The organism is Sphingopyxis sp. P1IMeth2 (assembly GCF_900185685.1).
GTDB lineage: Bacteria > Pseudomonadota > Alphaproteobacteria > Sphingomonadales > Sphingomonadaceae > Sphingopyxis > Sphingopyxis terrae_A.
Window position 1 is genome coordinate 16,055 of record NZ_FYAT01000001.1, and the last position, 13,392, is coordinate 29,446.

Annotated in this window: 12 protein-coding genes; 3 read left to right on the forward strand and 9 right to left on the reverse strand. The window is 66.6% G+C overall.

The genetic code is table 11. From position 1 onward, the window contains the following. Window positions 1–20: 20 nt before the first annotated feature. Both P1IM2_RS00090 and ubiG read right to left on the reverse strand, forming a co-directional pair. A complete protein-coding gene (locus tag P1IM2_RS00090; RefSeq protein WP_186401033.1) occupies window positions 21–533 on the reverse strand; it encodes a GNAT family N-acetyltransferase in 513 nt (170 codons plus the stop codon). 216 nt (window positions 534–749) lie between these two features. Next, complete coding sequence (gene ubiG, locus P1IM2_RS00095; RefSeq protein ID WP_186401034.1) at window positions 750–1,475, reverse strand: bifunctional 2-polyprenyl-6-hydroxyphenol methylase/3-demethylubiquinol 3-O-methyltransferase UbiG; 726 nt, start codon at window positions 1,473–1,475, stop codon at window positions 750–752. A gap of 222 nt (window positions 1,476–1,697) precedes the next feature. On the opposite strand from ubiG, the gene P1IM2_RS00100 reads away from it, so the two are divergent. After that, a complete protein-coding gene (locus P1IM2_RS00100) occupies window positions 1,698–2,945 on the forward strand; it encodes an aspartate kinase (protein WP_003038658.1) in 1,248 nt (415 codons plus the stop codon). A 37-nt stretch (window positions 2,946–2,982) separates the two neighbouring features. Here the strand turns inward: P1IM2_RS00100 and P1IM2_RS00105 are convergent, their stop codons facing one another. From P1IM2_RS00105 to P1IM2_RS00135, 7 genes are all read right to left on the reverse strand, one after another. Continuing rightward, window positions 2,983–3,711, reverse strand: coding sequence for a rhodanese-related sulfurtransferase (locus P1IM2_RS00105; RefSeq protein WP_186401035.1), 729 nt, complete (start codon window positions 3,709–3,711; stop codon window positions 2,983–2,985). A gap of 44 nt (window positions 3,712–3,755) precedes the next feature. Beyond that, complete coding sequence (locus P1IM2_RS00110) at window positions 3,756–5,768, reverse strand: GMC family oxidoreductase N-terminal domain-containing protein (RefSeq protein ID WP_186401036.1); 2,013 nt, start codon at window positions 5,766–5,768, stop codon at window positions 3,756–3,758. Between the two features lie 95 nt (window positions 5,769–5,863). Then, window positions 5,864–6,799, reverse strand: a complete 936-nt coding sequence (gene dmeF / locus P1IM2_RS00115) for a CDF family Co(II)/Ni(II) efflux transporter DmeF (RefSeq protein ID WP_260833876.1) — start codon at window positions 6,797–6,799, stop codon at window positions 5,864–5,866. Window positions 6,800–6,809: 10 nt separating this feature from the next. Beyond that, entirely contained in the window at window positions 6,810–7,085 is a 276-nt protein-coding gene (locus tag P1IM2_RS00120; protein WP_186401038.1) for a metal/formaldehyde-sensitive transcriptional repressor, read from the reverse strand. 53 nt (window positions 7,086–7,138) lie between these two features. Beyond that, window positions 7,139–7,516, reverse strand: coding sequence for a Rap1a/Tai family immunity protein (locus P1IM2_RS00125; RefSeq protein ID WP_186401039.1), 378 nt, complete (start codon window positions 7,514–7,516; stop codon window positions 7,139–7,141). A gap of 67 nt (window positions 7,517–7,583) precedes the next feature. After that, window positions 7,584–9,680: a malate synthase G gene (locus P1IM2_RS00130; RefSeq protein ID WP_186401040.1), complete on the reverse strand. Its 2,097-nt coding sequence runs from the start codon at window positions 9,678–9,680 to the stop codon at window positions 7,584–7,586. Between the two features lie 125 nt (window positions 9,681–9,805). After that, window positions 9,806–10,978 carry a GGDEF domain-containing protein gene (locus P1IM2_RS00135; protein WP_186401041.1) on the reverse strand — a complete coding sequence of 391 codons (1,173 nt, stop codon included), beginning with the start codon at window positions 10,976–10,978 and terminating at the stop codon, window positions 9,806–9,808. 195 nt (window positions 10,979–11,173) lie between these two features. Between P1IM2_RS00135 and P1IM2_RS00140 the strand changes: the two genes are divergently transcribed. Together P1IM2_RS00140 and P1IM2_RS00145 are read left to right on the forward strand one after the other, a co-directional pair. Then, a complete protein-coding gene (locus P1IM2_RS00140; protein ID WP_186401042.1) occupies window positions 11,174–12,382 on the forward strand; it encodes a hydrolase in 1,209 nt (402 codons plus the stop codon). Next, complete coding sequence (locus tag P1IM2_RS00145) at window positions 12,379–13,389, forward strand: arginine N-succinyltransferase (RefSeq protein WP_062900884.1); 1,011 nt, start codon at window positions 12,379–12,381, stop codon at window positions 13,387–13,389. The genes P1IM2_RS00140 and P1IM2_RS00145 overlap by 4 nt, the downstream gene beginning before the upstream one ends. Window positions 13,390–13,392 lie beyond the last annotated feature (3 nt).

The window sequence follows — 13,392 nt, forward strand, 5'->3', positions numbered from 1 at the left end:
CCTCAGCACCCTCAGCACCCTCAGCAAACATCGATCCGCTCGCCCGGCGCCGCGCGCCACACGAACAGCGCGCGCCCGGGGCGCCGTCCCGCGGTCCCCGTCGGTACGAAGCCGACCGCGCGCAGCAAAGCTTCGGACCGCGCATTGCCCGGCCGGCATTCGGCGACGACCGTCGCGCCGCGCCGTGCCGCCGCAATCTCGCGCACCGTCGCACCGACCGCTTCGCGCGCCAGCCCTTGCCCGCGCGCGCGCGCCGCAAGCCAGTATCCGACCTCATATTCGCCCGCGCCGCGGCGGTGGACGCCGATGACCCCGGCGAGCCCCGCCGCGTCGCGCACGGCGTGGAAGACATCGTCGCCGCGCGACCGCGCGATCAGCGCGGCGGCTTCGTCCTTGGTGAAGGGTTCGGGCAGGAAATGGACCTGCGACGTCACCGACGCATCGGTGATCGCCCAGAGGTCGGCGGCATCATCGGCGACCAGCCGGTCGATGCGGCATCGCGGGGTGGTGAGGCGGATCAAAGTCTCTGTCATCGCAAAGCGTCTCTTCTAAAAGGCGCGCCGTGACAGAGGGGGTGCGGTTTCATGATGATGACCATTCGCCTTCCGACACGGCGGCCATGGTCATGATGAATGATGCCATGCCGCTCCTTAGGTAAAGGAGCGCCAATACGCCTTGAATCGAAGGGATCGGTCGTTGGTCATCGCAGCGGTGCCTATCAGGCGCCGGCGCCGCGATCAAGCGCGCGATCAGCCCGCGCGCTGCGCCGCGAGCAGATAGTTCAGCGCTTCGCTGCCGCCGAGCTTGAACCCGCGCGCTGCCGATGGCGCGAGGCCGGTGCGATCGACGACTTCAAGCCCCGCCGCCGCGAGGAGCGCGGTCAATTCTTCGGGCTTCAGAAACTGGCCCCAGTCGTGCGTGCCGCGCGGCACGGCGCCGATCCGCTCGGCCGCCTCGACGAGCAGCAGCTTCGACAGGGCGGTGCGATTGGGGGTCGACAGGATCATCAGTCCGCCGGGCGCCAGGCGCGCGGCAAGTTCGGCGATGAAGGCCGCCGGATCGGCCACATGCTCGACCACCTCCATCGAGGTGACGAGGTCGAAGGTCGCGGGCGGCAGTGCCGCCAGTTCGCCCGCATGATAGTCGATTCCCAGCCCCTGCCCGGCCGCATGCGCGCGCGCCGCGGCGATATTTTCGGGTGCGGCATCAACCCCCGTCACCGCCGCCCCCATCCGCGCAAGCGGTTCTGCAAGCAGGCCCGCACCGCATCCGACGTCGAGCGCGCGCTTGCCGGCGAGCGGCTTCAGATCGCGGCTGTCGGTCAGCCAATGCGCGTCGATCCGGTCGCGAATATAGGACAGGCGCACCGGGTTGAGCTTGTGCAGCATGGCGGACGAGCCGTGCGGATCCCACCAGTCGGCGGCGAGCGCGCCGAAATGGGCGGCTTCGTGCGGATTGATTGTCGTAGCGCTCATAGAGCGCGATTTGGCACCCCGCCCGGCGCGGCACAAGACTTATCGGGATAGAATAATCGTTCGGCGGATACCGGCGCTCCTGTTGCGAACGGACAAGAAAAAATATCCTGATGGTATAATCTGTCGGCCTTGCCATCGCGCTCCCCCTTCCCTAACAGCGCGGTCGCCGCGGAAATCCTTGGAAGTTGCGGCCGAAACCAGTTTGCGAAAAGGCGGGACGAGATGGCACGGATCGTGATGAAATTCGGAGGCACGTCGATGGCGGGCACCGAGCGGATTCGCACCGTCGCGAAACTGGTCGCGCGCGAAGTGGCACAGGGCAACGAGGTGGCCGTCGTCGTCTCGGCGATGGCTGGCGAGACCGACCGGCTCGTCAATTTCTGCCGCGAGGCGAACCCGCGTTACGACCCGGCGGAATATGATGTCGTGGTAGCGGCGGGCGAACAGATCACGTCGGGTCTGCTCGCGCTCACGCTGCAGGCGATGGGCGTTCCCGCGCGCAGCTGGCTCGGCTGGCAGCTCCCCATCCGCACCGAAGAGGCGCATGCCCGCGCCCGCATCCTCGATATCGAAACGGGCGCGCTGCTCGCCGCGATGGGCCGCGGCGAAGTCGCGGTGATCCCGGGCTTTCAGGGGATGATGGACGATGGTCGCATCTCGACCCTGGGGCGCGGCGGATCGGACACCAGCGCTGTCGCGGTCGCCGCGGCGGTCGAGGCCGATCGCTGTGACATCTACACCGATGTCGACGGCGTCTATACCACCGACCCGCGCATCGTCGCGCGCGCCCGGAAGCTCGATTATGTCACCTATGAAGAAATGCTCGAACTCGCGAGCGTCGGCGCCAAGGTGCTCCAGACGCGCTCGGTCGGCCTCGCGATGAAGATGGGCGTGCGCGTGCAGGTGCTTTCCAGCTTCGTCGAGGGCGACGAGGCACCCAAAAGAGGCACGATGATCGTCAGCGACGAGGAAATAGAGGAACATCAGATGGAACGGCAGCTGATCACCGGCATCGCCCACGACAAGAATGAAGCGAAGATCATCGTGACGCGCGTCCCCGACCGTCCGGGCGGCGTCGCCAACATCTTCGGCCCGCTCGCCGCCGCGGGGATCAACGTCGACATGATCATCCAGAACGTCGGCCGCGACAAGGGCGAGACCGACGTGACCTTCACCGTTCCCGCCGCCGACCTCTTGCGGTCGATCGACCTGCTCGAAGCCGCGAAGGACAAGATCGGCTTCAACCGCATCCTGTCGGACGACAAGGTCGCAAAGATCAGCGTCGTCGGCGTCGGCATGAAGAGCCACGCGGGCGTCGCCAGCACGATGTTCCGCGCGCTCGCCGATCGCGGCATCAACATCCAGGCGATCTCGACCAGCGAGATCAAGGTCAGCGTGCTGATCGACGAGGATGAAACCGAACTCGCGGTGCGCGTGCTCCACACCGCCTACGGCCTCGACGCCGACTGATTGCGGCCCGCAGGGGAGGCTTCGGCGGCCGGGCCGGTCAGTCCTTGTCGCCGACCTCGACCAAGCCGTGGCCGACGCTGACGCGTTCGTCGAAGACGAAACAGCTGCCCTGCCAGCGGCTGTCGGCCTCCGGTATCTGCTCCAGATAGGCGAGGATGCCGCCTTTCAGGTGAACGACATCGGCGACGCCTTCGCTTTTCAGGAAGGCGGTCGATTTTTCGCAGCGGATGCCGCCGGTGCAGAACATCGCGACGCGCTTCCCGGCGAAATCGGCGGCATGGTCGCGCCACCAGCCGGGAAAATCGCCGAAGCTTTTCGTCTGCGGGTTCACCGCGCCCGCGAAGCTGCCATAGCCGACCTCGAAATCGTTGCGCGTGTCGATGACGATCGTGTCGGGATCGTCGATCACCGCATTCCAGTCGGCCGGCGCGACATAGGCACCCACCTCGCGCGCCGGGTCGACCCCCGGCACCTTCATCGTCACGATTTCCTTTTTCAGCCGCACCTTCAGCCGCTGAAAGGGCATGGCTGCGGCGGATGAATATTTGACGTCGAGCTCGGCGCAGCCGGGCAGCGCGCGGATATGCGCGATGACTGCAGCGATACCTTCGGCGCTCCCCGCGATCGTCCCGTTCACCCCTTCCCGCGCGAGCAGCAGCGTGCCCTTCACCCCCTGGGCCGCGCAGAGATCAAGTAAGGGCGCGCGCAGCGCGGCGGGGTCGTCGAACGGCGCGAAACGATAGAGAGCGGCAACAGTGAAGGTCATCGGCGCGCCCCATAAACAAAAGCCGCCGTCATTGCGAGGAGACCTTAACCGAACGGATCGTGCCGCGCGGTCGCGTAATGCGCCATCGCCATCGTCGTCCACTGCGCATTGACGCGGATGCAGGTCGGAAAGACGCTGGCGTCGGTGACGATGACATTGGTCGTGCCGTGGACGCGGCAATCGGGATCGACCACGCCTGCGTCGGGATCGACGTTGATCGCATTGCCACCGTGCGGGTGGCTGCTCGACAGCGTCACATCGTCCGATTCGCGGATCGCCGTTTCGAAGAAGCCGTCGATGTCCATGTCGGGGGTCAGCCGCTGCCCCTTGGTCAGCGCCGGATAGCATTCGATCGCTCCGGCGGCGAAATGCACCTTGGTCAGCGTCGCCATCGCGCGGCGCAGCAGCGGCAGGTCGGTATCGCGGTCGAGCTCGAATTTCAGCTTGCCGTCCTTGACCCGTCCGCGCCGGTCGGCGGGGAACAGGATGCCCGCCGAATGGGCGCGGCCATAGTTGCGCATCCGCTCGCTATGGTCGGTGAACCAGCCCGGCATCAGCGACGCCATCGCCATCGGCGGCTGGAAATGGCTTTCGAGCAGGAAATCGCCGCAATCGACGTAGCTCGACATCTGGTCCTCGTCCCAGGCATTGCCGCCGACGCCCTCGGGCATCAGCGCCACGACCGGCGAGGCGATGTTGAGCGACACATTATGCCCGGTGCCGTCGATGTCGCTGCGGTCGAGCAGCTTCGACGAGGCGATGGTGCCCGCCGCGACGACGACGCCGACCCGCGCGCGCACCGTGCGGCGGCTGCCGTCGGGCAGGATCAGCTTCACCCCCTCGGCCTCGCGCCGTCCGTCGATGCTCGTCTGCCAGACGATCCGGTCGACCTTCGTTTCCGGCACGATGCGCGCGCCATGGTCGCGGCACGCATCGGGCAGATAGGTCTGCGCCATGCCGAGCCGCCGGCCATAGGCGCAGCCCGAATTGCAATAGCCGCAATAGGCGCAGGCTTCCGGCGTGTGCGGCGGCCCGAAATTCTTCGCGAACCAGTCGGCGACCGCGCGCTGTTCCTTGGGGTCCGACGATCCGGCGGCATAGGCGTGCCAGCCGTTTATCAGATGGGGGCCATTATGCCGCCCGGCGCGCGCCTCGATTGTCCCGATATGCAGCCGGTCGCGGATCGCGTCATAGCTCGCGTGAAAGGCGTCGGCGTCGATCGGCGCGCCGATGCTCGCCCATCGGGCCAGCACATCGACCGCATCGGGGTGCGTCCGTCCCGCCTCGTTGACGCGCAGGCAGATGCCGTTGTTGATCGTCGACGATCCGCCGACGCAGCGCCCCTGAAAGACGATGAAGTCGCGATTGGTCGAGGTTTGCAGCGCGCCATGCTTGTAAAGCTGGGCCACCATGTCGAGTTCGTGGTGCGTGATGCGCGGCGAGGGATAGAAGGGCCCCGCCTCGACGATCAGCACCTTGTAGCCGCGCGCGGCGACATTGTGCGCAGCGACCCCGCCGCCTGCGCCCGATCCGACGACGACGACGTCATATTCGTCGCCCAGCGTATCCGCATCCAATATATGCGCGGGATCGATCTCGCGCCCCTCGACGCGAGTGATCGCCATGTCGGCGGGGCCGCGCACGCGGAATTTGGGCAGCGTGAAGCCGATCTGCTGGTGCACCGGATTGGCGGCGTTCGCCTGCTGGTCGCCTGCCTCGACCCCCGGCTGCCAATGCCCGTAATAGCAGGCGTAAACGATACCGCGCAGCCGGGCCATGTCCTGAAACAGGTCGATCTGACTGTTCTGCAGCCGGTTGCGGATGCGGTGGGCGCGCGTCTCGACATCGACCGCCGCGAACAGCGGGCCGAGCACCAGTTCGGTCGCGGTCAGCGACAGGCGAATTTCGTCAAGTTTGGTGCCGCCGACCTTCGCGAACAATTCGGTGATGTTCGCCACCACCTGATCGGCGGAGATGACCATCGGCGCGCCGTGGAACAGCGCCTCGGTCAGCGCTTTCAGAAATTTGAGTTGCCCGAAATTGAAAGGTGCCGACATCGCCCGTCCCCCGCTTCAGCCGCTCCGGATCATCCGCCAAAACCCGCCGATGGCAAGCGCCGAATTGCCGCCGCATTAACCCTGCCGCACCCCTGTCAGCGCACCGCCACGGTCAGATGGGCGAGCTGGCGGATATCGGCGAGCCGCGCGCGCAGGTCCGCCGCGCTCATCGCCCCTTCGACCTCGACGATCGCCGCGCAGGCATCGGGGCCGACGCGCCAGACGTGCAGGTCGGTCAGCCGGACGCCCGCCGCCGTGTCGATCCGGCTCCGCAGCGTGGCCGCAATCGTCGCATCGGTCGTATCGAGCAGCACCTCGGCGGTGTCGCGCATCAGCGACCACGACCAGCGCGCGATCACCAGCGCGCCGACGATCCCCATCATCGGGTCCATCCACCCCAGCCCCAGATAGCGCCCGGCCAGCAGCGCCGCGATCGCCAGCACCGACGTCAGCGCATCGGCGAGCACATGGAAATAGGCCGACTTCAGATTATTGTCGGCGCCATGATGCGCATGATGGCCGTGCGCATGATCGTCGTGGGCGTGATGATGATCGTGATGATGATCGTGATGATGATGCCCGCCCATCAGCAGCAGCGCGCTGACGATATTGACGACCAGCCCGATCACCGCGACGAGCGCGGCCGCCGAAAAATCGACCGCCACTGGATCGATCAGCCGCATCGTCGATTCGACCGCGATGCCCAGCGCGAAGATGCCGAGGATCAGCGCCGAGGCAAAGCCCGTCAGATCGCCGACCTTGCCCGTACCGAAGCTGAAGCGCGGGTCGTGCCGGTGCGTGCGCGCATAGCGATAGGCAATCGCCGCCAGCCCCAACGCCCCCGCATGCGTCGCCATGTGAAAGCCGTCGGCGAGCAACGCCATCGACCCGGTAAGATAACCGGCGACGATCTCGCCGACCATCATCACCGCGGTCAACAGCACCACCCACAGCGTGCGCCGAGCATTGGCGTCGTGCGACGCGCCCAGGAAATCGTGATCGTGGCCACCGCCCGGCACGGTATCGGTCACCGTCCCTCTCCTATTTCGCATAGCGCCGGATCACCGCGATCAATTCCTCTGCTCCGGCGCGGCGCTCCGCATCGCTCAGGCCCGGTGCCGCGACATGGCCCGTCAAATGATCTTCGATCACCGCATCGAGCAAGCCATTGACGGCCCCCCGCACGGCCGCAACGCGGTGCAATACCGTGGCGCAGGGCTCGTCCGAAACCAGCGCCTTTTCGATTGCCCCGACCTGCCCCGCCAGCCGCCGCACGCGTGCCAAAAGGCCGCTTCTGTTTTCCGCTACATGTCCCATAGGATACCCCCCTATGGTATAAGCAGGATTAGCGCAAGCCGAAGGGCGCGCGGTTATTCGCTGCAGCCATATTTCTGGAACAGCGCGTTGCGGATCGAACTGACCGCCGAATATTTGAGGCTGGTCGTCCGGCCGTTCCAGTACGCGAGAACAGTGTTGCGCAGTTCGAGCGCGGTCACGCCTTCAGGCGGGCACAGATTGCTGTCGGCCATCTTCGTGTCGCCGTACAATTTGATCGCGTCGTGAACCGCCATGATGAAATAGTCGCACGCCGACACATCGGCGTCATCCTTGGACACGCACAGATCGCGGACCTCCTGCCCGGTCTTGAACACGCCGCTCGACGGCGTGCTGTCGGGCGCGGCGGCAGCCGGCCCTGCTAGTGCCAGTGCAGCGGACGCCAGCAAGGCAGAAACAACAGAATGACGCATGGCAATTTTCCCCCGAAAAAATCGCGACCCGCGGGCTACTTAACCCGCGGGTCGGGGGTTGCCAATCTCAGGCGGCGGCTTTTTTCGCCAGCCGGTATTTGTGCAGCAGCGGCTCGGTATAGCCCGACGGCTGCGTCACGCCTTCGAAGATCAGCGCCCGCGCCGCCTGATAGGCAATGCCCTCGGGCGTCAGCTTCTCATACAGCGGATCGCCCGCATTCTGCGCATCGACCTTCACCGCCATCCGCGCGAGCGCCGCATCGACCTGTTCGGCGGTGCAGACGCCGTGGAGCAGCCAGTTGGCGAGCGCCTGGCTCGAAATGCGCAAGGTCGCGCGGTCTTCCATCAGGCCGACGTCGTCGATGTCAGGCACCTTCGAACAGCCGACGCCCTGGTCGATCCAGCGCACGACATAGCCCAATATGCCCTGGCAATTATTGTCGAGTTCGCGCACGACCTCGGCCTCGCTCCAGTTGCGTCCGGTCGCGACCGGAATCGCCAGCAGCCGGTCGAGCGACGGCACGGCCTCGCCCGCAATGTCCTTCTGCCGCGCGAACACGTCGACCATATGATAATGCAGCGCATGCAGCGTCGCGGCGGTCGGCGACGGCACCCATGCGGTGTTCGCGCCTGATTTCGGATGGCCGATCTTCGCGTCCAACATCGCCTTCATAAGGTCGGGCATCGCCCACATGCCCTTGCCAATCTGCGCCTTGCCCGAAAGCCCGCAGGCGAGCCCGATGCGGACGTTGCGGTCCTCATAAGCGGCGATCCAGTCCGACGCCTTCATTTCGCCCTTCGGGATCATCGGCCCCGCGCGCATGCTGGTATGGATCTCGTCGCCGGTGCGGTCGAGGAAGCCGGTGTTGATGAAGACGATCCGGTCCTTCACCGCTGCGATGCAGGCGGCAAGGTTCGCGCTCGTGCGGCGCTCCTCGTCCATCACGCCGACCTTGATCGTTTGACGCGCGAGGCCGAGCATATCCTCGACCGCGTCGAACAGCCGGTCGGTGAAGCCGCACTCCTCGGGCCCATGCTGCTTGGGCTTGACGATATAGATGCTGCCCGCGCGGCTGTTGGTCCGGCTGCCGAGACCTTTCAGATCGTGCAGCGCGCACAGGCTGGTGATGACCGCATCGCACAGCCCCTCGGGCGCTTCCGATCCATCGGGGAGACGGATCATCGGCGTCGTCATCAGGTGGCCGACATTGCGCACGAACATCACACTGCGCCCGTGTAGCGTGAAGGGCGTGCCATCGGGCGCGCTCCATTCGCGGTCGTCCGCCATGCGGCGCGTCATCGTCTTGCCGCCCTTGTCGAAGCTTTCGGTGAGGTCGCCGCGCATCAGGCCGAGCCAGTTGGTATAGCCGAGCGTCTTGTCCTCGCCATCGACCGCCGCGACGCTGTCCTCAAGGTCGATGATCGTCGTCAGCGCGGCTTCCAGCACCACGTCAGCAATGTCGGCGGGATCGCCGCTGCCGATCGGACTCTTCGAATCGATCACGAGTTCGATGTGCAGCCCGTTGTGGCGGAGCAGCAGCCCGCCCGGCCGGCGCCCCACCAGCTGCGACGGATCGGCCAGCACCGGATCGCCGCCCTGCCAGTCGGTCCAGCTTCCCGACGCCAGCGGCACGGCTTCGTCGAGAAACGCCTTCGCCCGCGCGATCACCGCCGCGCCGCGTTCGGGGTCGTAGCCGCCGGGCTTGGCCGGCGGCGCGTCGAGCGCGTCGGTGCCGTACAGCGCATCGTAAAGGCTGCCCCAGCGCGCATTGGCGGCGTTCAATGCGAAGCGCGCATTGAGCGCCGGCACGACGAGCTGCGGCCCCGCCATCGTCGCGATTTCGGGATCGACATTGACGGTGCCGACCGCAAACGGCGCGGGTTCGGGGACGAGATAGCCGATTTCGCGCAGAAAATCCTGATAGGCTGCGGCGCCATGCGCCTGCCCCTCGCGAGCCCGATGCCAGGCGTCGATCTGTGCCTGTAAATCCTCGCGCTTCGCGAGCAGCGCGGCATTTTCGGGCGCGAAGGTGCCGAGCAACGCCGCGAAATCCGACCAGAATTTGGCGGTATCGACGCCGGTTCCCGGAATCGCCTTTTCCTCGAGGAAGGAGACGAGACGCGAATCGACGGACAGGCCGCTGCGGTCGAGGAAATCAGTCATTCAAGCACCCTTTGGTCAGCGCGATTGCGCGGATGGACCCGGGGAGGAAAGGGCCGCCGCCCTATGGCGCGATTGGGGCGCGATGGCAACCGCCCTTCGCGCCCCAATCGCGCCACAGGGCCGCGTCAGGCAGCGCCCATCGCGGGCAGCGGCGGCAATTCGCCGAGCGCCACACGCACAAGGTTCCGTCCCCCGGCCTTGGCGCTGTAAAGCGCGGCGTCGGCGCGGTGGAGCAGGTCATGCAGCGTGTCGCCGCGCCCCGCCTGCGCGACGCCGAACGACGCGGTGAAACAGCGATCGACGCCGAGCACCGGAAGCCGCTGCGCCGCAAAGCGGCCGCGCACCGTTTCGGCATAGAGCCGCCCGTCGGACAGCAGCGCATCGGGCAGCAGCACCGCAAATTCTTCGCCGCCGACGCGTCCGACGATCGCCCCCTCGGGCGCCGCGTCCAGCAACAGCGCGGCAAAATGCGCGATCACGCCGTCGCCCGCCGCATGGCCGTAACTGTCGTTGATCTGCTTGAAATGATCGAGGTCGGCGGCGACCAGAACGCCGCGTGTACCGCCCGCCAGCGCCGATTCCCCATGTAGTTCGAAGCCGCGCCGGTTGAGCGCGCTCGACAGCGGGTCGGTTTCGGACCGCGCGGTCATCTCGGCGGTCGCATCGCGGATCATCACGAGCAGCAGCACCATTGCCACCGCGACCAGCGTCACCGCGCCCATCGTCTGCGAAATCGCGGCATAGGTTGTCGCCATATAGGCCTGCGGCGCCGCGGCGGTTCCAACCAGCATACCGATCACGGGTTTCACCAGATACAGCAGCGCCGCGACGAACTGCATCCCCATCAGCAGCAGGTCGAGCGCCTGGCGCCGCCCCGACCGCAAGATGACGACCCCGGCCAGCCCCTGCATCAGGCAATAGGAAAATTGATAGATCATGCCGCGCGCGGGCGACCCGTAAGGCAGCGAAAAGGCAAGGGGCGCCAACAGCAGCGCACTCGCCCAGATCGCGATCATCGCGCCGCGCGGCGTCGGCACGCGATAGTGGCGCGAGATGCCGATGAGGCAGAAGCTGAGCGCGAGCAGGAATACCACAAAGATGCTGACCGCCACCGGCGTCGGATCGGTCTGGAAGGGCAGCAGGAATTCCAGCGCGACATCGACGATGCCCAGCGCATAGCCCGCCGCCATGAAGGCGGCGCCGCGGGCCATTCGGTTGGTCGCCGCGATCACGCCGAATGCCACCGCGAAAATCCCGGCGATGCACATGTTGATGACGAGGACGAAGGCGGCTGTCATGGACCCACTCGTTGGCGCGATGCCAAGGCCCTATGCCCAGGCAGACGAAGTTTCGGTTAACGCGTTGCGATTCGGACGCTTTCGCGCGCGACATCGCCTGCCTCGTCCAGCGATGTCAGTGATTTACCGTATCGCGTGAAAGATTGTTTCGCGCCGGGGGTGCCAAAGCCGGGCGCGGGCGGCTATAGGCTGCGCATGACCATCCTGAAGCCAAGCGAAACCGCCACGCTGGAGCGTGCGGCCGATGCGCCGATGCTGGCGCAGGTCGAACGCTGGGCCGCGGTCAACAGCGGCACCGGTAATCTTGCCGGGCTGAAGACCGTCGCCGGCCTGCTCGCCGACGCCTTTTCGGCGCTCCCCGGCACCGTGCGCCTCGTCGCGCCAGATCCTGTCGAAAGCGTCGATGCCGCGGGCCGCGTCCAGACGATCGAGCGCGGCGCGCATCTCCATCTTCGCGTGCGCCCCGAGGCGCCGGTCCAGCTGCTGCTGACCGGCCATATGGACACGGTGTTCGCCGCCGATCACCCTTTCCAGTCGCTCAAATGGCTGGAGCCGGGCGTCCTCAACGGCCCCGGCACCGCCGACATGAAGGGCGGCATCGCCGTCATCCTTGCCGCGCTGTCGGCGCTCGAGGCGTCGCCGCTGGCCGAGCGCGTCGGCTATGACGTGATGATCAACAGCGACGAGGAAACGGGCAGCCACGCCTCCGCCGCGCTGATCGCCGAACTGGCGCGCGGCAAGACCGCGGCGCTTACCTACGAACCCGCACTGCCCGACGGCACGCTCGCCGGCGCGCGCCCGGGCAGTGGCAATTTCTCCGTGCTGATCCACGGCCGCTCGGCGCACGCCGGACGCAACCCGGAGGACGGCCGCAACGCGCTCGTCGCCGCCGCCGACCTCGCACTCCGCCTCAATGCGCTGAAATCTCCCGACCTCAAGGTCAATCCCGCGAAGATCGACGGGGGCGGCCCCAATAATGTTGTCCCAGATCAGGCGATCCTGCGCGTCAACATGCGGCCGATGACCCCCGACGCGATGGCCGCCGCCGAAGCGGCGCTGCGCGACGCCATCGCCGCGATCCAGCGCGACCACGACGTCCATTGCCATCTCTACGGCGGCTTCAACCGTCCGCCCAAGCCGCTCGATGCCGCGGCGACGCGTCTCTTCGAACTGGTCCGCGACTGCGGCGCGGCGCTGGGCCTGTCGATCGGCTGGAACGCGACCGGCGGCGTGTGCGACGGCAACAATATCGCCGCCTGCGGCATTCCCGTCGTCGACACGATGGGCCCGCGCGGCGGCGCCATCCATTCGTCGGACGAATTTCTGATCGTCGACAGTCTCGCTGAACGCGCGCAGCTGTCAGCGCTGACCCTAATGAAAATAGCGGAACGGGGGACTGTGTGAGCTATGTGATCCGCTCGGCGAAACCGAGCGACCTGCAAAGCATCTACGAAATGGCGAAACTGACGGGGGGCGGCTTCACCAATCTGCCGCCCGACCGCAAGGCGCTGCGCGCCAAGCTCGATCGCGCCGAGGCCAGCTTCGCCAGCGACCGCGAGTATCCGTCCGACGAGCTTTATCTGATGATGCTCGAGGACACCGAAACGGGCGAGGTGCGCGGCACCTGCCAGATTTTCGGCCAGGTCGGCCAGCGCTGGCCCTTCTACAGCTATCGCATCGGCACCGACAGCAAGCACAGCGAGCAATTGGGGCGGACCTTCCACGCGCAGGTGCTCATGCTCAGCAACGATCTCAACGGGTCGAGCGAGGTCGGCGGCCTGTTCCTCCATCCCGCGGCGCGCGCCGGCGGGCTTGGCCTGTTGCTCGCACGCTCGCGCTATCTGTTCATCGCGCGGCACCGCGCGCGCTTCGGCGACCGCATCCTGGCCGAGTTGCGCGGGGTGATCGACGAAGCGGGCGGATCGCCCTTCTGGGACGGCGTCGCCGGCAAATTCTTCGGCATGAGCTTTCAGGAAGCCGACCAGTTCAATGCCGTTCACGGCAACCAGTTCATTGCCGACCTGATGCCCAAGCATCCGGTCTATATCGCAATGCTGCCCGAAACCGCGCGCAGCGTGATCGGCGTTCCCCATCCCACTGGCCGCGCCGCCATGCGGATGCTCGAGAATGAGGGCTTCGCCTTCGAAAATTACATCGACATCTTCGACGGCGGCCCGACGATGACCGCGCGCACCGATCAGGTGTCGAGCATCCGCGACGCGCAGCATGTCGAGGTGACGCGGGTCGCCGACCGGTTGGACGATGGCGCGGACGCGCTGATCGCGACGGGCCGCCTTGCCGATTTCCGCTGCTGCTTCGGCAAGGTCGGCGAGGGCGGCAGCATCGATGCCGAGACGGCGCGGCTGCTGCAGATCGGCACCGGCGATACCATCAGTTGGATCGGGCGCTGAGCC